Consider the following 19651-nt stretch of genomic DNA (forward strand, 5'->3'; position numbering starts at 1 on the left):
CTTGGTGCGGAGAGTTCAGGGCGAGATGACCGGCGTGGCCAGGCGTTGGCGGGTGGCGGCTTCCAGCGAGGTCAGGCCAGCACGCTGGCCCAGCTGAAGGGCCTGTTCGGGGCTGGCATGTTCGTAGCGTGCGTTGACCAGGCCGAGCACGGCGCCAGCGCGGTTGCCGGACGCACAGTGCAGCAGCACCGGCCCCTGGCTCTGCCGCAGGGCCTGGTGCACGGCGTGCACGTTGGCGGCATCGAGCCCCTCGGCACCGGCCACCGGAATGCGCACGTAGCGCAGGCCCAATGATTCGGCAACGCGCGTTTCGTCGAAACCCCGGTCCTCGCCGGGCTGGCGCAGGTCGATCACGGTGCGCACGCCCTGCGCGGCAAGTTCGCGCAGTTGTGCGGCGGAGGGCTGGCCGCCGGCATACAGGCCCGGGCGGACTTCATTGAGCGGGCCATCTGCGGCCAGGGCCGCCAGTGGCAGGCAGAGCGACAACAACAGCAGGCAGGGCAGGCGCAGCAGCATGGTCTTCTCCGTGAAAACGTCCTGCCGCTACAGGCGCAGTCCGGCGCGGGCCTTCAGCAGCTCGCGCAGTTCGTATTTGTCAGTATCGTCCAGGCCCTGCTGGCGCTGCTTTGCCAACAACTCCTCCAGACGTTGCACCAGCAGCTGTTTCTCCAGCTGCGCCACGGCATCGTGCAGTTCCTGGGTCCAGCTGGCCTCGGTGCCGGGCAGCGTCTGAGCGGCCAGCGTATGCAGCGACGCCTGTTCCTCGCGGCCGTCGAAGTGTTCCAGCAGGGCGCCGGTGCTGATGTCCGGGCGCTGTTCGACCAGCCCCAGCAGTTCCAGCAGCAGCTCCACGCCCGGCAGTCGCAGGCCCTGGAAGTGATGCTTGCCGCCCAGGGTCAGCGCCAGCGACGGCTGCTGCAGCAGCACGGCGATCGCGCCGCGCACCAGGCTGCGCTTGGCCACCGGCTGGATCGTCCGCTGTGGCTGGCGTTGCGGCATCGGCGCGCGCGTGGCCTGGGCAGTGCCACCGAGGCCGGTCAGCTGCGCCAGCTGCTGCTTCATCAGGTCGCCGAAGGCACCGTCGGGAATCTGCGCCAGCATCGGCTTTGCGCGTTCGGCCAGGCGCGCCTTGCCGTCCAGCGTGCCCAGGTTGATCTCGCGGGTCAGTTCATCGAAGAAGAACTGCGACAGCGGCGTGGCCTGCTTCAAGCGCTCGTTGAAGGCCTCGGCGCCTTCCTTGCGCACGATGGTGTCCGGGTCCTCGCCATCGGGCAGGAACAGGAAGAAGGCCTGGCGGCCATCCTTCATGCGCGGCAGCACCGACTCCAGGGCCTTCCAGCCGGCGCGGCGGCCGGCGGCGTCGCCGTCGAAGCAGAAGAACACGTCCGGTGCGTTGCGGAACAACAGCTCGGCGTGGTCCGGCGTGGTCGCCGTACCCAGCGTGGCCACCGCCTGGGTGACGCCGAACTGGAACAGCGAAACCACGTCCATGTAGCCCTCGACCACGATCAACCGCTCGATCTTCTGGTTGGCCTGGCGCACCTGCCACAGGCCGTACAGTTCGCGGCCCTTGTGGAACAGCGCGGTTTCGGGCGAGTTGAGGTACTTGGGGCCGTCGTCCTTCTCGAACACGCGGCCACCGAAGGCGATCACCCGGCCACGGCGGTCGAAGATCGGGAACATCACCCGGTCGCGGAACTTGTCGTAGACGTGGCCGCGGTCGTTCTTCGAGAAAAGGCCGGCGCGGTCGAGCAGCTTCATGCGGCGCTCGTCCTTGCCGAGCGCGTCGCGCAGGCCGCTGTAGCCGTCCGGCGCGTAGCCGATCTGGAAGCGCGCGCGGTTCTCTTCGTCCACGCCACGGCCATCGAGGTAACTGCGTGCCTTGTCGCTGCTTTCCAGGTTCTTCTGGAAGAACCGGGCGGCGGCATCCAGTGCCGAATACAGCTCGCGGCTGTCGTCCTGCTGCTGCGGGCTGCGCGGATTCTCGTTGCGCGGCACGTCCATGCCCGCGCGCTTGGCCAGTTCATCCACCGCGTCGAGGAACTCGAGGCGGTCGTAGTTCATCAGGAAGCTGATCGCGGTGCCATGCGCGCCGCAGCCGAAGCAGTGATAGAACTGCTTGGTCGGCGAGACCGTGAACGAGGCCGAGCGCTCGTCATGGAACGGGCAGCGTGCGGCGTATTCCTTGCCCTGGCGCTTCAACGGCACGCGGCTGCCCACCACCTCGACGATGTCGGTGCGGGCCAGCAGGTCGTCGATGAAAGCGTCGGGGATACGGGCCATGGGCAACAGGGCAGGGCGCGGTGCAGGACCACGCGACGGAACCGGGGGCGGTCGGCCTAGTTTACCCCCTGTCGGGCACCTGGCTGGCGGTTGCCGGATCAATGCCGGCGGCGGCCAGGTGATGACGCGCGCGCAGGCGCTCATCGATCACCGCCGTCATCAGCGCGCCAACAAAGAAGACCACAGTCGCGTAATAGATCCAGACCAGCGAGATCACCAGCGCGCCCATCGAGCCGTAGGCACTGCCGGGGGCCACGGTGGCGATGTAGACGCCGATGCCGTAGCGGCCCAGTGCGAACAGTGCCGAGGTGATGACGCCGCCGATGAAGGCCTGGCGCCACGCCACGCGACGGTCGGGCAGGTAGTGGTACATGAAGGCGAAGCCGACTGCATACAGCAGCAGGCTCGTGACGTACCCCAGCGCGGGGAGGATCGAGGGCAGTTGCGCGAAGGCCACCTGCAGCACCGTGGTGGCGGTCATCGACAGGATCAGCAGGAAGCCCAGGGCCAGCACCACGCCGAACGAGAACACACGCTTGCGCAGCCAGGCCTTGATGCCCTCCAGGCGCTCGCCACTGGTGCGGAAGATCAGGTTGAGCGCGTTCTGCAGCTGCGCGAACACGGCGGTGGCGCCGACGAACAGCAGCAGCGTGCTCCACAGCCCCGCCAACGAGCCGACGTCGGGCTGGTTGTCGGCGTTCTTCAGGACGGTTTCGGCCACCGTAGCCGCGCTGCTGCCAGCCACCGAGCTGATCTGGCCGATCAGCGCCTGCTGTGCCGGTGGGTACAGCGAGGCGGTCAACCACAGCAGCAGCACCAGCAGCGGTGCCATCGACAGCAGGGCGTAGAAAGAAACGGAGGCGGCCTGGGTCAGCACGTCGACGTCGATGAAGCGCTTGGCCACCGCCATCGGAAAGCTGTCCTGCAGGCGCTTGAGGTACTTGTGCAGGGACACGGGAACGTTGGGCTCGGGTTCAACCATGGGTGTGGTTGTAGCAGGCGGCCAACGAAGGTGCGGTGAAGCGGGTGCATCAATGGGGTCAGAGCCCTTTCGCGTTGCGAAAGGGATCCGACCCCGTGTGCCGGATTACGCCAGCTGCTGCTTGACCAGCTTGGACACCAGGCCCATGTCGGCCTGGCCAGCGAGCTTGGGCTTCAGTGCGCCCATCAGCTTGCCCATGTCGGCCGGGCCGGAGGCGCCGGTCTCGGCGATGGCGGCCTGGATGGCGGCCACGATCTCGGCTTCGCCCATCTTGGCCGGCAGGTAGGCTTCGATGACCACGATCTCGGCGCGCTCGATCTCGGCCAGGTCTTCGCGGTTGGCCGCTTCGTACTGGCTGACCGAGTCCTTGCGCTGCTTGACCATCTTGTCGAGCACGGCGATCACGGCGGTGTCATCCAGCTCGATGCGCTCGTCCACTTCGCGCTGCTTGATGGCGGCATTGATCAGGCGGATCACGCCCAGCTTGTGCTTCTCGCCCGCCTTCATGGCGGCCTTCATGTCTTCGGTGAGCTGCTGCTTCATGCTCATGAGGAACCTCGTGGTGGTAGGTGGGGCGGGGCGGATGCCCGAACCCGGAAACGCAAAAAGCCGGCGACGCTCGCGCGTGCCGGCTTCGGCTCCATCGCGACGGGCAGGCCCGCCGCAATGAAGATGCGTCCGATCAGTACAGGCGCTGACGCTTGGTGACGTCGCGCGACGAGCGGCGCAGCTGACGCTTCACAGCAGCGGCGGCCTTGCGCTTGCGCTCCTGGGTCGGCTTTTCGTAGAACTCGCGCTTGCGGGTTTCGGCCAGCACACCGGCCTTTTCGCAAGTGCGCTTGAAGCGGCGAAGAGCAAACTCGAAGGGCTCGTTCTCGCGGACTTTGACGCTGGGCATGGAATCTCCGGGACACAGTAGAACCGGGTCACGCCCGGCGAGCCGCACATTATAGCGGCGAATCGACAAACTGCAAGCGACCAACCCTGAATACGGGCCGGCGGTTCGATAGCAGTGAGATCTGCACGTTCCCCGAGGGGACGGCAGGGGCGTCATAATAGCAGGCATGCGAGTCCTTGGCATCGAATCTTCCTGTGATGAGACCGGCGTGGCGGTGTATGACACCGACCTGGCCGGCAGCGCGGCCCTGCGCGCCCATGCGGTCTACAGCCAGATCGCCCTGCACGCCGAATACGGTGGCGTGGTGCCCGAGCTGGCCAGCCGCGACCACGTCCGCAAGCTGCTGCCGCTGGTGCGCCAGACCCTGGCCGAAGCCGGTCTGGGTGTAGGCGACATCGACGGGGTGGCCTACACGGCCGGTCCCGGCCTGGTCGGCGCGCTGCTGGTCGGCGCCGGTGTGGCCCGGTCGCTGGCCTGGGCGCTGGAGGTACCGGCCGTCGGCGTACACCATATGGAAGGCCACCTGCTGGCTCCGCTGATGGAAGACGACCCGCCGGAAGCGCCGTTCGTGGCGCTGCTGGTGTCCGGTGGCCATACCCAGCTGGTGGCGGTGGATGCGATCGGCCAGTACCGCCTGCTGGGCGAGACCCTGGACGATGCGGCCGGCGAGGCCTTCGACAAGACTGCCAAGCTGATGGGCCTGCCGTACCCCGGTGGGCCGCAGCTGGCCAGGCTGGCCGAGCAGGGCACGCCGGGCGCGTACCGCTTCGCGCGTCCGATGACCGACCGCCCCGGGCTGGATTTCAGCTTCTCCGGCCTGAAGACCCAGGTCCTGATGGCCTGGCGCGACAGCGACCAGAGCGAGCAGACCCGCGCCGACATTGCCCGGGGCTTTGAGGACGCGGTGGTCGAAACCCTGTCGATCAAGTGCGAGCGCGCGCTGGAAGCGGCCGGGACCAACGTGATCGTGGTAGCCGGCGGTGTAGGTGCCAACAAGCGCCTGCGCGCCCGCCTGCAGCAGATGGCCGAGCGCCTCGGCGGCCGCGCCTGCTTCCCGCGGCCTGCACTGTGCACCGACAACGGCGCGATGATCGCCTTCGCTGGGGCGCTGCGGCTGCAGGCTGGCCAGCACAGCCCGCCGAAGGTGGATGTGACTCCGCGCTGGGACATGGCGACCCTGCCGGCGGTCTGAGCCGGTGGCGCCGGGCCACGCCCGGCGGACGCTTTACGGACGACCAGCCAACGGCGAGGCCGCCAATACCGTCGTTGCCCGCTCATGGCGCTGTAGCCACCCCAGGGTGTGCGGGCAGCGCGCATGGATCAGCCGCCCGATCGCGGCGAGGTCAGCGCCGATGTCGCGATCCAGGATGGGTTCGTGGTGGGCGATGCGGTTGCGCAGGTGGCGGATGCGTCCGATATCCGCATGGATGGCTTTCCTGACGGCACTGGGATGAGCAGAGGGAGCATGCTGCAGAACCCTGCTGAGCGCGGGTATCCAAAGCGTGGAGTCGAAGCGACAGGTGAAGAGCTGCTGCCAGAACACCATCGGCAGGTTGGCGACGATCCCAGGTGTATCGGTTACGCGGCTGGCAAGTTGTTCCAGTGCCGTGCGCGGAGAAGTACTGGATGAGGTTGGCAGCCTCCGTCGGAAGGCACCATTCCAAGGCCAACGCGGACCATGCTGCCTGGCGAGCACCGCTGCAGCGGCGTTGCGGGTGACCACTTCGCACAGATGGACCGGCATCATCAGAGCACTGCACATCCGCATGTTCCACAGGTACAGGGATTCGGCTGTGACGTCGGGGCCGCAGGTCGATGCGATTCTCTCGTAAGTGGACAGACGCTCCGCTGACAACGCGCGCCGCAGTACATCGTATGGAGCCATCGTCATGTGCGGTGGTGAAGGAGGGATCGATGTTCGCGAGAGTGGGCGGCGGCGACCATCAGGGAACGTCGTTGTCCGCGCGGCTGATTTCCTGCGTTTTGCCTCGGACGAATACCTGACCTGCCCTGTCGGAATTGGCCTTGACCGACGATCTGGTCCTTGCCTACTCTACGTGCCTGCGCCACCGGGACTCGCGGCTGGATTTCAGCTCCCCCCGGGGACAAACGGTAGTACCAAAGGGCCCTGCTAGTGGGGCCCTTTGTCTTTTCTGGAGCCGCGTCCCTGCCGGCCGCCCACCGCCCGTTCCGGGCAGGCTCACCGCCGTGCCGTTACCATGGCCGCCTGTATTCGTGCCGGTAACCGCAATGGACAAGGTTTTCATCGAAGGGCTGACGATCGACGCCCTGATCGGGATCTACGATTGGGAACGACGGATCCGCCAGGACCTGGTGTTCGACCTGGAAATGGGTTTCGACAACCGTCGCCCCGCGGCCACCGATGACATCGCCCACACCCTGAACTACAAGGCGGTGAGCAAGCGCCTGGAGCAGTTCGTGCGCGAGTCGGAGTTCGGCCTGGTCGAGACACTGGCCGAGCGCTGCGCGCAGATCGTGCTGGACGAATTCGACGTGAAGTGGCTGCGCCTGAAGCTGAGCAAGCCCGGCGCGGTGCGCGGCGCGCGCGCGGTGGGCGTGATCATCGAACGCACGCGGGAATGACCCGGTAAATCCGGCCGCTGGCCGGAAACCCCGGTTGTGCCGGCCGCTGGCCGGCAACCTTGGCAACAACGAAACAGACAGGAGACAACTGATGGTGGACGCGGTGGTGGCGGTACAGTGGCTGGAACGGCTGCAGAACACACTGGAACCCTATCCCGGCGCCTACCTGGCGTTGATGATCTCGGCGCTGCTGATCGCCGCTGGCCTGGCCAATTGGGTGACCAAGCGCATCCTGCTGCGTGGCCTGCGGCGCCTGTTGCAGCGCCTGCCAGGTGCCGAGTCCGGCCGCGGCAGCCACTTGATGCGGGTGATTTCGCGCCTGTCCAACGTGGTGCCCAGCCAGGTGATCGCCTCGGGCATCACCCTCATCCCCGACCTGCCGCCCAGCCTGGTCAACGTCATCATCAAGCTGTGCATCGTGTGGGCCGTACTGACGGTGTCGATGGCGTTCTCGCATGCGCTGGACGCGGCCAACAGCCTGTACGAGCGCAAGCCCGATGCGCGCAACAAGCCGATCAAGGGCTACCTGCAGGTGGTCAAGATCGTGGTGTTCGTGGCCGCCGGCCTGTCCATCGTCGCCACCCTGCTTGGGGTGAAGCTGGGCCCGCTGGTGACCGGCCTGGGCGCGGCCACCGCAGTGCTGATGCTGATCTTCCAGGACACCATCCTGTCGCTGGTGGCCAGCGTACAGATCAGTGGCGATGGTCGCGTGCGCATCGGTGACTGGATCGAGATGCCCAGCCAGAACGCTGACGGTGATGTGATCGACATCGCCCTGCACACCATCACCGTGCAGAACTTCGACAAGACCATCACCACCATCCCGACCAAGAAGCTGGTGACCGAGTCGTTCAAGAACTGGCGCGGCATGCAGGAGGCCGGTGGCCGCCGGATCAAGCGCGCGCTGTACCTGGACCAGCACAGCGTCGGTTTCCTCGACCACGGCGACCTGGCCTTCCTCGGCGAATTCGCGCTGCTGCGTGACTACCTGCGTGAAAAGGAGCAGGAACTGGGGCAGTGGAACGGGCGCCTGCGCGAGCAGGGCGTGGCCGAGGTCAACAGCCGCCGGGTGACCAACCTGGGTACCTTCCGTGCCTATGTGGAGCGTTACCTGCGCAGCCATCCGGGCATCCATACCGACATGACCCTGCTGGTGCGGCAGCTGCAGCCCACCACCGAAGGCCTGCCGCTGGAGCTGTACTGCTTCACCCGCAGCACCGCCTGGAGCGAGTACGAGGCCGTGCAGTCGGACATCTTCGACCACCTGCTGGCGATTCTGCCGGCGTTTGGCTTGCGGGTGTTCCAGGCCTCCAGCGACGCCATGTTGATGGCCGGGCAGCGCCAGTTGGCCGGCTCGGAGTAAGCTGCGGTGCCCCCAGCGGGACCATACGGGCCCCGCTGTTGGCTGAAACTGAACGAAGAAACCTCTCGCCAAATGGCTCGGGATCGCTAGAATGCCGGGCTTGTAAACGTTTTCATCAAGGACTGCCGGTGGCCTCCGATCGCATCGAATCCCTCATTGCCCAGATGACCGTCGAGGAAAAGGTCGGCCAGCTGGGTGTCTTCGCGGACATGGTCCGCCCGTTCGCCCCGGACGTGAACCCGGAAGCCAACGTGCGCAATGCCGACCAGGTGCTGCAGCAGGTGCGCGAGGGCAAGGTCGGCTCGCTGTTCAATGGCGTGGGCGCCGAGTTGGGCCGCCGCATCCAGCAGGTCGCCACCGAGGAGAGCCGCCTGGGCATCCCGGTGATCCTGGCCGCCGACGTCATCCACGGCATGCGTACCGTGTTCCCGATCCCGCTGGGCGAGGCCGCCAGCTTCGAGCCGGACCTGGCCGAGCGCACGGCGCGCGCCACCGCCATCGAAGCCACCGCTGCCGGCCTGCACTGGACCTATGCCCCGGCCGTGGACATCGCCCGCGACCAGCGCTGGGGCCGTGGCGCCGAAGGCGCCGGTGAGGACGTGGTGCTGGGTTGTGCGTTCGCCGCCGCCCGCGTGCGTGGCTTCCAGGGCAGCGACCTGCGCGCCGCCAATTCGCTGCTGGCCACGCCGAAGCACTTCGCCGCCTACGGCGCGGTGATGGCCGGCATGGAATACAACATGGTGGACATCTCGCCGCAGACCCTGCGCGATGTGCACCTGCCGCCGTTCAAGGCCGCCTTCGAGGCCGGCGCGATCACCGTGATGTCCTCGTTCAACGACATCAACGGCGTGCCGGCCAGCGCCAACGCCGAACTGCTGACCGACATCCTGCGCGGCGAGTGGAAGTTCCCGGGCGTGGTGATCTCCGATTACACCGCCGACATGGAGCTGGTCGCGCACGGCTACGCCGCCGACGACCGCGATGCCACCGCCAAGGCGTTCACCGCCGGCCTGGACCTGAGCATGCAGAGCGGCTTCTACGCCGAGCACCTGCCGGGCCTGGTCGAGAGCGGCGAAGTGCCGATGGCGGTGCTGGATGAAGGCGTGCGCCGCATCCTGTGGCTGAAGGAGACCATCGGCCTGTTCGACGACCCGTACCGTTCGCTGGACCCGGCGCGCGAAGCGGATACCTCGCATATCGCTGCGCATGACGAACTGTCGCGCGACGCCGCGCGGCGTTCGATCGTGCTGCTGAACAACCGTGACAACGTGCTGCCGTTGCAGAAGACCGGGCAGAAGATCGCGCTGATCGGCCCGTTCGTGCAGGACCGCGAGAACATCGAAGGCTGCTGGACGCTGTTCGGCGACAAGCAGCGTTACGTCGACCTGGAAACCGGCGTGCGTGCCGCCATCGGCGACGAAGCGCTGCTGGAAATCGTGCCGGGCTGCGAACTGGAAGCGGCCATTCCGGGCGGTACCGAAGCGGCGGTGGCTGCCGCGCTGCGCGCCGATGTGGTGGTGCTGGCGCTGGGCGAACCGCAACGCTACAGCGGTGAAGCACAGTCGCGTGTGGAGATCACCCTGCCGCCGGCACAGCAGGCACTGGCCGAGGCTGTGGCGATGACCGGCAAGCCGCTGGTGGTGCTGCTGCGCAATGGCCGCGCGCTGGCGCTGCAGGGCGCGGTGCGCAATGCACAGGCCGTGGCGGTGACCTGGTACCTGGGCACCCAGACCGGCCATGCCGTGGCCGATGTGCTGTTCGGCGACTACAGCCCGTCCGGTCGCCTGCCGGTCAGCTTCCCGCAGGTGTCCGGCCAGCAGCCGTACTTCTACAACCACCCGCGTACCGGTCGACCGGAACTGCCGACCATGTCGGAGTTCAAGGCCCGCTGGCGCGAGATTCCGAACGAGCCGCTGTACCCATTCGGCCACGGCATCGGCTACACCACCTTCGCCTACGGCGTGCCGCAGCTGAGTACGGCACAGCTCGGCTGGGACGACACGCTGACCATCACCACCACGCTGACCAACAGCGGTGATGTGGCCGGGGAGGAAGTCGTGCAGCTGTACATCCACGACCGCGTGGCCAGCCGCGTGCGTCCGGTGCGCGAACTGAAGGACTTCCGCAAGGTGGCACTGCAGCCGGGCGAGTCGACCGACGTGGTGTTCACCCTGACCCGCGAGCAGTTGGCGTTCACCGGCCGCGATGGCGTGCTGCGTGCCGAACCGGGCCAGTTCGACCTGTGGGTCTGCGCCTCGTCGGCCGCCGGCGAAGCCGTGCAGTTCGAACTGCTGAAGGCCTGATCAGAAAAAGGGGACGGAGGGGATTAAGTCGTTTGTGCCACTAACGACTTAATCCCCTCCGTCCCCTTTTTGTTGCCGTCACTGTGGCGGCGCTACCATCGTGTTTCCTGTTTCGACGGAGTACGCGTATGCGCCGGATGGCCTACCTGATTCCCGCTCTGCTGCTGGCGGCCTGTTCGCAGCCTGAGCCCCCGGCGCAGCCTGCGGCGGATGCGCCGCCGCCGATGGAAGCGAACGCGGCAGCGACGCCTGTCGCTGAACCGGCGGCGCCGGCTGCCGAACCTGCCGCCGCCGCACCGGCTGCACCGGCCGCGGAGGCGCCCGCCGAGGACGCGCGTGCGCGCATCGAATCGCTGCTCGGCGATGCGGCGCAGTTCGAGAAGGTCTTCAACGCGTTCAAGACCGCCGTGGTCGGCGGTGATCGTGCTGCGGTGGTCGAGCAAGTGCGCTTCCCGTTGAACATCAGCGACGGAAAGAAGATCACTGGCCCCGGTGAGTTCCAGCGGAACTACGAGAAGATCATTACCCCGGCGGTGGTCAAGGCAGTGTCCGGGCAGGACTTCGGCAAGGTCTTCGTCAACCAGCAGGGCGTGATGATTGGCGATGGACAGGTGTGGTTGAACGGAACGTGCCTGGACAAGGCCTGCACGCAGACCGAGGTGAAGGTCATCACCATCCAGTGAACGCAGACGGCCCCGCACGCGGGGCCGTCGCGGAAAAACGTGCCGGCCAGAGGCCGGCGGCACCTCATGCCTTCGGCGTCAGCTTCAGCAGGCGCGCCTTGCTGCCGTCTTCCAGCAGCCACAGGGCGCCATCCGGGCCCTGTTCCACTTCGCGGATGCGCTCGCCCATGTTGAAGCGTTCGGCTTCGCGCGCGCTGTCGCCATCAAAGGCCACGCGCACCAGCGAGGTCGACGACAGGCCGCCGATGAAGCCGCTGCCCTTCCACTGCGGGAACAGGCTGCCGCTGTAGATCACGAAGCCGGCCGGCGAGATCACCGGCGTCCAGCTCACCTTCGGGGCGGCGAATTCCGGCCGGGTATCGTGGTCGGGAATCGGGCGGCCGTCGTAGTGGTCACCGTTGGAAACGATCGGGTAGCCGTAGTTGGCGCCGCGCACGATCAGGTTCAGTTCGTCGCCGCCGGCCGGGCCCATCTCGTGCGCCCACAGCTTGCCGTTGGCATCGAACGCCATGCCCAGGATGTTGCGGTGGCCCAGCGACCACACCTGTGCGGCAACCCCGCCCTGTGAGGCGAACGGGTTGTCGGCGGGCAGGCTGCCATCGTCGTTGAGGCGGATGATCTTGCCGAGGTTGCCGCCCATGTCCTGGGCCGGATCGAACTTCTGGCGCTCGCTGGAACTGATCCACAGCTTGCCGTCCGGGCCGAAGGCGAGGCGATGCCCGTAGTGGCCCTCGCCGCTGACCTTGGGGCTCTGCCGCCAGATCACCTTCAGATCCTTCAGCTGGCCGGCGCCGTTGGCATCCAGCGCCAGCGTGGCCCGGGCCACGGCCGCACCGCGGGTATCCAGCGTGCCTTCCTCGGCATAGCTGAGGTAAACGACGTGATTCCGGGCAAAGTCGGGGTGCAGGATGATGTCGCCGAAGCCACCCTGGCCACCGTAGGCGACCTTCGGAACGCCGGTGATCTCATGCTTCTGGCCGCTGGCCAGATCCAGGTGCTGCAGCTTGCCGCGCTTCTCGGTGACCAGGAGGCTGTCGTCAGGCAGGAAGGTCATCGCCCAAGGCTGGTCAAAACGGCTGACTTCGGTGGCGGTGAACGGACGCTGGTCGGCGGCGGAGGAGGCTGCGGGCGCTGCGGTCTGGGCGCCGTTGGCGCCAGGATCGGCGGCGTTGCAGGCGGAGGTGGCGAGGATCGGCACGAGGCCGAGGGCGAGCAGCAGGGGCGTACGGGTCATGGGTATCTCCAGGGCGGGGATGCGGATGGCCGGGCTGCCCCTTGTATACCACCGCAGCCGTGACCGTCGTGGCCCGAAGGTCCTGCGCCCCCTGTGCGACGGCGGCGGGATCGTCTAGGGTGGGCACGCCCGGGCAAAGCATGCCCGTCTGCCTGCCAAGGACCTGCAATGAATACTGCCATGCCTCACAAGCCCTCCACCGCCTTCATCGCCGCCTCGTGGGTGGCCCTGCTGCTGGGTGCGGCGGCGTACCTGATCGGCCTGTTCAATGCCACGATGGCGCTCAACGAGAAGGGCTACTACCTGACCCTGCTGCTGTTCGGCCTGTTCGCGGCAGTGTCGCTGCAGAAGAGCGTGCGCGACCGCGTCGAAGGCATTCCGGTGAGTGGCCTGTACTACGCGCTGTGCTGGTTCGCGTTGCTGTCGGCGCTGCTGCTGCTGCTGGTCGGCCTGTGGAACGCCACGCTGGCACCCAGCGAGAAGGGCTTCTACGGTATGGCGTATGCGCTGTCGCTGTTCGGTGCAGTGGCTGTGCAGAAGAACACCCGCGACCTGATCGCCGCCGGTGGTGGCGAGCGCAAGCGCAGCGCGATCGTGCCGCCGCTGCCGGAACAGGAATGATCGATCCGGTGTAGAGCCGAGCCATGCTCGGCTCAGTCGAGCATGGCTCTACGTTACAGACGTGGTGCGGGAGCCGAGCGTAGGCTCGGCTCTACAGCAGCCTGACGCTATCGCTTCAAGCGCGGATCTGCCAGCTGCGCTTCGTCCCAGCCGCGGCGCACGGCGTTACGTGCCTGCGCCCAGTCCAGGCGACTGCGGCCACGTTCGTTGGCCCAGCGCGATTCCAGTTCGGCTTCGACCTGATCGTACGCGCGGATCATGTCCTGCGCCCGCGCGGCGTGGCCGATCCGGTAGGCCGGCTCGTAGTCCTCGAAGAACAGCTGGTCGTCGTAATACGGCTCGGCGGTGTAGCGCTCGCGCCAATAGTCGCTGACTGCGTCGCGCGGCGTGCTGTCGTCCGGTACGCGGCCGGGAATCTGGTACTCGGTCATGGAAGGCTCCGTTGTGGACGAAGCCTGATCGTGCCTGTGTGGCGGTTAACGGCCCGGTCCGGCAGCGTGATCGCCAGATCAATCCGCCGGGCCTGTTGCGGCGTTACCGATCATCCGGCGTCGGCGTCCTTGCGCGGCAGCTTGTAGATCACCGCGCCGATGGCAAATGCCACCAGTGCCGCGGCGATGTTCTGCCAGCTGGCACTGGCGAACAGGGCCAGGCACAGCAGCAGCGCCAGCACCGGAATCAGCGGGCCACCGGGCAGCTTCAACGCACCTGGGCGATCCGCGTAGCGCTTGGCCAGCACCAGGACGGCGGCAGCGGTGCCGATGTAGGCGAACAGGCGCGTGGTCATCGACAGCAGGGCGAGCTGCACGAACGAACCGGACAGCGCCAGTCCGAGCGCGATCAGGCCCTGGCACAGGATCGATGCGGCCGGCGTATGGAAGCGCGGATGCACCTGCGCCAGGATCTTCGGCCCGTAGCCATCGCGGGCCAGTGCGAACAGGAAACGCGGACCCATCATCATCGTGTTGCTGTTGGTACCCAGGATGGAGATGGTCGCGCCGATGGTGAGGATCAGTGCCAGGGCCTCGCCGCCGAAACCGGCTGCGGCGTCGGCCAGCGGCGTGGCCGAGCTGGCCAGGCCGGCCAGCGTACCCTGCGCCACCACCTGCACCGCGCCATAGATGACGGTGACGGTGATGATCATGGTGATCAGCGCGAACGGAATATCGCGGCGTGGATTGCGGTACTCGCCGGCGGCGGCCGGGATGTTCTCGAAGCCGGCGTAGGCGTACAGCAGCAGCAAGGCGGCCTCGCCCATCCGTTGCAGGTCATGCGGGTCCGGGCGCTGGCCGGAGAAGGCCAGCTGTGGATCGATATAGAACGCGCCGACAGCCACGAACAGCAGCAGCGGCAGCATCTTGCCGATCACCAGTACCACGCCGGTGCGCGCGGCCGAGCGCACGCCGATGATGTTGACGCCGGTCAGGAAGCCCAGCGACACCACGATCACCGCGATGCGGCCCATGCCGGCGCCGGCCCATGGCCAGAAGCGCGCGACCGCATCGGCCAGCGCGTTGCTGAGTGCGGCCGCCGAACTGATGCGGGTCAGCCAGATCATCCAGCCGATCTCGAATCCGGCGAAGCGGCCGAAGGCCTCGCGTGCGTAGAGGTAGCTGCCACCGGGTTCATCGAAGTAGCTGGCGGCCTGCGCGTAGCACAGCACCAGCAGCGCGACGACGATGCCAGCGGCGACCACGCCCCACAGACTGAAGGGGCCGAGCAGGGCGACGGTGGCGGCCGGCAGCAGGTAGATACCGCTACCGATCACATCGTTGATCGACAGGCCGACGATCTGCCAGCGGCTGACCGCGCGCTGCAGCTGTGGTTCGTCCTGCGCGCTCAACGGGCGTCTCCGCTCAGCGCGGGCAGCTGCCACTGGGCCTGCAGGCGTGTGTATTCGGCGCGCGGCAGCAGCACGAAGCGCGGCGTATCCTGCGGCCGCAGCCAGTCCAGCAGCGCCTGCATGCGTGCTTGTGGCATGGCGGTACAGCCGGCGGTGGCCTCGCCGGGCGTGCGCCACAGATGGGCGAAGATGCAGCTGCCCTTGCCGGGCTGGTTGTCCGGGTTGTGGGCGATGACGAAGCCCTCCCGGTAGCGCACGTCGCCCTTGTTGTGCAGGTCCAGCCGCATCGGCTCGGTGGAGCCCTTGACCGCTGCGCTGCCGACCTTCTTTTCATCAACGATGCGGTTATAGAACGGCGAGCTGGGCACGTCCATGCAGTAGTTGCTGTCCAGCATCGGCTGGTAAGGCATCGCGGTGCCGGGGCGTGTGACGGCATAGCCGAACGCGCTGCCGAGCGCGAACACGCCCGCCGGGCTGCGGCCATCGCCTTCCTGCTTCTGCGGGCCGTCGGCCTGCGCCGGGTGCAGGCCCAGGCCCCAGGCACTGCCGGTGCGGCCAAGCGCCACCGGGAACGCCTGTCCATGTGCGTGCCAGCCCTTGCCATCGCGCACATAGGCCTGCAGCTGCCCCTGGGTACTGTCCCAGCCCTCGCTGGTGACCACGATCAGCTGGCGCGCGCCATCCAGCGGCGCCGCGTGAACGGACACCGTCGCAGCAAGCAGCAGCGCAGTGGTAGCGAGGCGAACCAGCGATTTCATCAACAGGTGCTCCGGTCAGGAATCCAGCAGGTGGTCGATCCGCTCCAGGTTCACCGCCAGCTGCTGCTGGCGGTCCGGATTGGTGTGGCAGAGCAGCACGAACAGGAAATCGAGCAGGGCGTGCATGGCGCTACGGTACAGCAGCTGCGCGACCTGCGGCGTGCGGTCGTGCGCGCAGACCACCAGTGCCGCATCAGCATGCGCGCGTAGCGGATTGGCAGTGTGGCGGGTAATGGAAATCACCTTGCCACCCATGTCCTGGAACTGCCGCGACAGCTGCGAAAGCTGCGGCAGGTTGCCGAATTCGGAGAACACCAGCAGCACATCGCCGGGGCGTGCGGCCGACAGGTTGGCCAGCATCAGGATCGGGTCGGTGTGCGGCACCACCAGCAGCCCGAGCAGCGACAGCCGCATGGCGAACTCGCGGGCATACAGGCCATCGTCACCCAGGCCATGGACGAACAGCTTGGGTGCGCTGTCGAGCAGCTGTACGATGCGCTCGATCTCCCCGCGCGGATTGGCCTGGCGTGTTTCCTCCTCGGCCTGCGCCTTGCTGCGGCGCAGGGCCTCGCCCAGGCGCAGGTAGTCATCGCCGCTGTCGGGTTCGCTGGGCAGCTGTTGTGGATCGGCACCGGCGCGGGCCACGTCCTGGCCGATCGAGTACTTCAGGTCCGGGTAGCCCTTGAAGCCGAGCTTCTGGCTGAACTTCACCACGCTGGACTGGCTGATGCCCAGCGCACTGGCCAGCTGCTGCGACGAGTAGTCGCGCAGCAGGTGGGCGTTGTCGAGGATGAAGTCGGCGATGCGGCGCTCGATGGCAGACATCTGCCCGCGCTCGGTGCGGATCTTCAGCAGGGGCGGCATGCGGGGTGTCCGAGGGGCGTGCGTTGGAGCATAGGGGAACGCGTTGCGGTTGGCAGCGTAGAGCAGGTCATGGAGTGGGTCGGGCGGGTGGGGTTTGCAGGGGACGCCGTGAATCCGTCCATGGAGGCTTGGCCGCGCTTGCTCGTTTGCGCTGTCCTGCGCAAACGGCAAGACCGGGGTTGGGCGTCCTGCCCAACCCGCCCGAGGCATGCCTCGGGCCCATGGCGCGGACACCCCTGCAAGCCCCACCCGCCCGACCCCGGACAGATCGCGCGCGTGCCAGCCGCGAAGGGGATACGGGGTAGAGCAAAAGCACCCACGCATGGCGTGGATCCACGGGATGCAGTTGTTGCCTTTGACGTTGAGTCCGCCTTCAAGCGAGCCGAGCACCGCAGGTCCGGCGAGGGCGAAGAGGCGCGGGTGTCTGAGCGCAGCGAGTTCCGCGCCGTCCCTCGGCGGACCGAGGAGCGCAGGGCACCGACGTGCGCAGCACGTCGGCTCGCGGCCGGCGGAGCGTTTCTTTTGGTTACTTTTCTTTTCGCGAAAAGAAAAGTAACGCCCGAACCAAAGTCGGTTTTACGCCAGGCCAGCCGCAAGGCAGGGGTCACCCCAGCATCTCCAGCCCACGCACCTCAGTAATACCCAGCCCCGGCACGTCGCTGATGCTGATCTCCGATTCGTTGAAATGCACACCACCGCTGACCGGGTCGAACTGGCCCAGCGAGGGGCCGTCCAGATCAACCTTGGTGATCACATCGCTCTTGGCCACGGCCAAGTGCACAGCCGCAGCCACGCTGATGCTCGATTCGATCATGCAGCCGATCATGCACGGCACGCCGTAGATGCCGGCGATGTCGGCGATGCGGATCGCGTTGGACAGGCCACCGGTCTTCATCAGCTTGATGTTGATGATGTCGGCCGCGCGCTGCTGGATCAGGTCCATCACCTGGCTGGGGCTGAACACGCTTTCGTCGGCCATCACCGGCGTGTTGACGCGGTCGGTGACGTACTTCAGGCCGCTGATGTCGGCGGCCTTCACCGGCTGCTCCAGCAGCTCCAGTACCACGCCGGCTTCCTCCAGCGTGCGCATCGCATGCACCGCCTGCTTGGCGGTCCAGCCCTGGTTGGCGTCCAGGCGCAGCAGGGCGCGGCCTTCCACGGCGGCATGGATCGCCTTGACCCGTTCGATGTCCAGTCCGATGTCCTTGCCAACCTTGATCTTCAGCGACTCGAAGCCGCGCTCGATCGCCGACAACGAATCGGCCACCATCTTGTCGATGTAGTCCACGCTGATGGTGATGTCGGTGGTGATCACCGGGTCGCCGCCACCGAGCATCTGGTACAGCGGGGCACCGTGCAGCTGCGCCCACAGGTCGTACAGCGCGATCTCCACCGCGGCCTTGGCGCTGGTGTTGCGCTCCATCGCGGTCTGCACCAGCGTGCACAGGTGGTTGAGGTTGACCACGTCCTGGCCGATCAGGCGCGGTGCGATGAAGTGGCGGATCGCTTCGATGATCGAGCCGTGGGTATCACCGGTGATCACCGCTGTAGCCGGTGCCTCGCCGTAACCGGTGTGACCGGTGTCGGTGCGGATCAGCACCACCACGTCTTCCACGGTCTCCACCGTGCGCAGCGCGGTCTTGAACGGTGTCTTCAACGGCACGCGCAGCATGCCCAGTTCGATGGCGGTGATCTTCATTCAGGAGTCTTGGCCCGCAGGCGCTGGATGTTGGTGATGCGGTCGATGTAGCGGACGGTGTCGCTGGCCATCATCGGCTCCAGCGGCGTGACCGAAACACCATTGAGATGGGCCTGCACGCGCTTGCCGTCGGTACCGAACCAGCTGCCGCCTGCCGTATCGTGGATGACCCAGGTGCGGCCGTCGACGTGGCCGATGGCCATCATCACATGACCGGGAATGTAGACCAGGTCGCCCACCTGCAGGCGGGTGACGGCACGGTCGCGCACCGCCTTGCCGTCCTTGCCGGTGAACGGCAGGCGATCCAGCGCCGGACTGACCGCCTGCGCGCTGGTATTGCGTGGCAGCAGCACGCCGAAGCTGCGGTAGATCTCGGAGACGAAACCGCTGCAGTCGCGGGTGTCGTAGTCGTGACCCCAGCCGTAGCGCTCGCCCAGGAACTTGAAGGCCTGCTGCAGCAGCAGGCGCGGGGTCAGCGGCAGGTAATCGGCGGCGGTGTCCTGCGAGCGCGGCAGCAGCGCCGGCACCAGCTTCAATCGACCATCGGCTTCCCGCACCGGCAACTGCACCACCCACGAGGCGTGGGCCTGCTGGCCGTTCACCGGGTCGGCGGCGGGCCAGTCGGCCAGCACCGGCAGGCGCACGCCCATGTCCAGCTGCAGGCGCGAGACGCGCGGCTCCTCCGGGGTATAGGCGGTCTGTGCGGTGGCACCGGTGACGATCCGGTACGGTCCCTTCGCGCCGTAGCCGAGCACCGTGGCCTTGTCGCCGCGGGCAATCGCGTCGGCTTCGATCCACGCGCTGTAGCGCTCGCTGTGCACGAACAGCCAGCGGCCGTCGGCACTGCGATGGACCACGGCGACCTTGTCACCGGGGAATAGTGCCGATTCCTGGAAGCGGTCGATGTCAGTGTCACCGACGCTGCTGAAGACGCGCTCGCGGGTGGGGAAGGTGCGCAGCGCGGCACGCTTCACCACCAGCCCATACTGCGCTGCCACCTGTGTGGGAATCGCATCGAGGCCGAGGTTGGCTTCGATCGCGCTGCGCAGCGCGGGTGCGATCGCCTGGCCCTTGTCGTTGTAGAGGGCGCGGGTGGGCCAGCTCGACAGCGCGGCGATGCTGGCACGCACCGCCGCCGCATCAAGCTGGGCGGGCAGTGTGGCGATGTCCTGGATGTGGCTGTCCTGCGCCCGCATCCGCGCGTTCTGTGCTTCGATCTGCGCGCGATCCAGAATCGGCGCATCGGCGTTGTCCAGGCGCGCGGCCCAGTACTGCGGGGTCAGATAGGCCTCGTGCAGGCCGATCACATAGGGCAGCGGCGCACCCGGGTCGGGCGGTGGGGCCGCCTGTGCAAAGGCCGGAGCGGCCAGCAGGCACAGGGCCAGGGTCAAGCGGCGCGGCCAATGCCGGTGCCGTTCGCGGAAAGCCAGGCTCATGCGGTGCACACCCTCCTCGAATGCCTGTTGGAATATTTATTCCTTTTGGCCCCGAAAGCAAGAATAAATTATTGACCAAC

19 protein-coding genes are annotated in these 19651 nt (G+C 67.1%); 6 read left to right on the forward strand and 13 right to left on the reverse strand.

Annotated features, from left to right (window positions below; translation table 11 throughout):
* Positions 1-15 precede the first annotated feature (15 nt).
* The 5 genes from ACZ75I_RS01755 to rpsU form a co-directional block, all read right to left on the reverse strand.
* The gene (locus tag ACZ75I_RS01755; protein WP_134968966.1) at positions 16-516 is read right to left on the reverse strand and encodes a protein tyrosine phosphatase family protein; all 501 of its coding nucleotides are present in this window, start codon (positions 514-516) and stop codon (positions 16-18) included.
* Positions 517-543: 27 nt separating this feature from the next.
* Positions 544-2283 (reverse strand): DNA primase, encoded by a 1740-nt coding sequence (dnaG, locus tag ACZ75I_RS01760; RefSeq protein ID WP_346476680.1) that lies wholly within the window; start codon positions 2281-2283, stop codon positions 544-546.
* A gap of 61 nt (positions 2284-2344) precedes the next feature.
* Positions 2345-3265 (reverse strand): YihY/virulence factor BrkB family protein, encoded by a 921-nt coding sequence (locus ACZ75I_RS01765; RefSeq protein WP_134968964.1) that lies wholly within the window; start codon positions 3263-3265, stop codon positions 2345-2347.
* A 105-nt stretch (positions 3266-3370) separates the two neighbouring features.
* Positions 3371-3814, reverse strand: coding sequence for a GatB/YqeY domain-containing protein (locus tag ACZ75I_RS01770; RefSeq protein ID WP_005415013.1), 444 nt, complete (start codon positions 3812-3814; stop codon positions 3371-3373).
* A 133-nt stretch (positions 3815-3947) separates the two neighbouring features.
* Complete coding sequence (gene rpsU / locus ACZ75I_RS01775; RefSeq protein WP_002808376.1) at positions 3948-4163, reverse strand: 30S ribosomal protein S21; 216 nt, start codon at positions 4161-4163, stop codon at positions 3948-3950.
* A gap of 166 nt (positions 4164-4329) precedes the next feature.
* On the opposite strand from rpsU, the gene tsaD reads away from it, so the two are divergent.
* Positions 4330-5355, forward strand: a complete 1026-nt coding sequence (gene tsaD / locus ACZ75I_RS01780; RefSeq protein WP_049426946.1) for a tRNA (adenosine(37)-N6)-threonylcarbamoyltransferase complex transferase subunit TsaD — start codon at positions 4330-4332, stop codon at positions 5353-5355.
* Between the two features lie 33 nt (positions 5356-5388).
* On the opposite strand, the gene ACZ75I_RS01785 is transcribed toward tsaD, so the two are convergent.
* On the reverse strand, positions 5389-6054 hold the full coding sequence (locus ACZ75I_RS01785) for a hypothetical protein (RefSeq protein WP_472958600.1): 666 nt from the start codon (positions 6052-6054) through the stop codon (positions 5389-5391).
* A 359-nt stretch (positions 6055-6413) separates the two neighbouring features.
* Between ACZ75I_RS01785 and folB the strand changes: the two genes are divergently transcribed.
* From folB to ACZ75I_RS01805, 4 genes are all read left to right on the forward strand, one after another.
* Positions 6414-6767 carry a dihydroneopterin aldolase gene (folB, locus tag ACZ75I_RS01790; protein WP_088496626.1) on the forward strand — a complete coding sequence of 118 codons (354 nt, stop codon included), beginning with the start codon at positions 6414-6416 and terminating at the stop codon, positions 6765-6767.
* Between the two features lie 91 nt (positions 6768-6858).
* The gene (locus ACZ75I_RS01795) at positions 6859-8130 is read left to right on the forward strand and encodes a mechanosensitive ion channel family protein (RefSeq protein ID WP_472958601.1); all 1272 of its coding nucleotides are present in this window, start codon (positions 6859-6861) and stop codon (positions 8128-8130) included.
* Positions 8131-8258: 128 nt separating this feature from the next.
* Positions 8259-10433, forward strand: a complete 2175-nt coding sequence (locus tag ACZ75I_RS01800) for a glycoside hydrolase family 3 N-terminal domain-containing protein (RefSeq protein WP_472958602.1) — start codon at positions 8259-8261, stop codon at positions 10431-10433.
* Positions 10434-10561: 128 nt separating this feature from the next.
* Positions 10562-11116 (forward strand): hypothetical protein, encoded by a 555-nt coding sequence (locus ACZ75I_RS01805; protein ID WP_472958603.1) that lies wholly within the window; start codon positions 10562-10564, stop codon positions 11114-11116.
* 64 nt (positions 11117-11180) lie between these two features.
* On the opposite strand, the gene ACZ75I_RS01810 is transcribed toward ACZ75I_RS01805, so the two are convergent.
* Entirely contained in the window at positions 11181-12350 is a 1170-nt protein-coding gene (locus tag ACZ75I_RS01810; RefSeq protein WP_472958604.1) for a PQQ-dependent sugar dehydrogenase, read from the reverse strand.
* A 168-nt stretch (positions 12351-12518) separates the two neighbouring features.
* Between ACZ75I_RS01810 and yiaA the strand changes: the two genes are divergently transcribed.
* On the forward strand, positions 12519-12971 hold the full coding sequence (yiaA, locus tag ACZ75I_RS01815; RefSeq protein ID WP_061478553.1) for an inner membrane protein YiaA: 453 nt from the start codon (positions 12519-12521) through the stop codon (positions 12969-12971).
* Positions 12972-13078: 107 nt separating this feature from the next.
* Here the strand turns inward: yiaA and ACZ75I_RS01820 are convergent, their stop codons facing one another.
* From ACZ75I_RS01820 to ACZ75I_RS01845, 6 genes are all read right to left on the reverse strand, one after another.
* Positions 13079-13402 carry a hypothetical protein gene (locus ACZ75I_RS01820; protein ID WP_472958605.1) on the reverse strand — a complete coding sequence of 108 codons (324 nt, stop codon included), beginning with the start codon at positions 13400-13402 and terminating at the stop codon, positions 13079-13081.
* A 110-nt stretch (positions 13403-13512) separates the two neighbouring features.
* A complete protein-coding gene (locus ACZ75I_RS01825; RefSeq protein ID WP_061478555.1) occupies positions 13513-14814 on the reverse strand; it encodes an APC family permease in 1302 nt (433 codons plus the stop codon).
* Complete coding sequence (locus tag ACZ75I_RS01830; RefSeq protein ID WP_472958606.1) at positions 14811-15572, reverse strand: L,D-transpeptidase family protein; 762 nt, start codon at positions 15570-15572, stop codon at positions 14811-14813. The genes ACZ75I_RS01825 and ACZ75I_RS01830 overlap by 4 nt, the downstream gene beginning before the upstream one ends.
* A gap of 15 nt (positions 15573-15587) precedes the next feature.
* Positions 15588-16436: a MurR/RpiR family transcriptional regulator gene (locus ACZ75I_RS01835; RefSeq protein ID WP_472958607.1), complete on the reverse strand. Its 849-nt coding sequence runs from the start codon at positions 16434-16436 to the stop codon at positions 15588-15590.
* Between the two features lie 604 nt (positions 16437-17040).
* Positions 17041-18135, reverse strand: a complete 1095-nt coding sequence (locus tag ACZ75I_RS01840; RefSeq protein WP_012478950.1) for a dipeptide epimerase — start codon at positions 18133-18135, stop codon at positions 17041-17043.
* Positions 18132-19571 carry a C40 family peptidase gene (locus ACZ75I_RS01845; protein WP_472958608.1) on the reverse strand — a complete coding sequence of 480 codons (1440 nt, stop codon included), beginning with the start codon at positions 19569-19571 and terminating at the stop codon, positions 18132-18134. The genes ACZ75I_RS01840 and ACZ75I_RS01845 overlap by 4 nt, the downstream gene beginning before the upstream one ends.
* Positions 19572-19651 lie beyond the last annotated feature (80 nt).

The sequence above is a fragment of the Stenotrophomonas sp. X genome, from assembly GCF_055721025.1.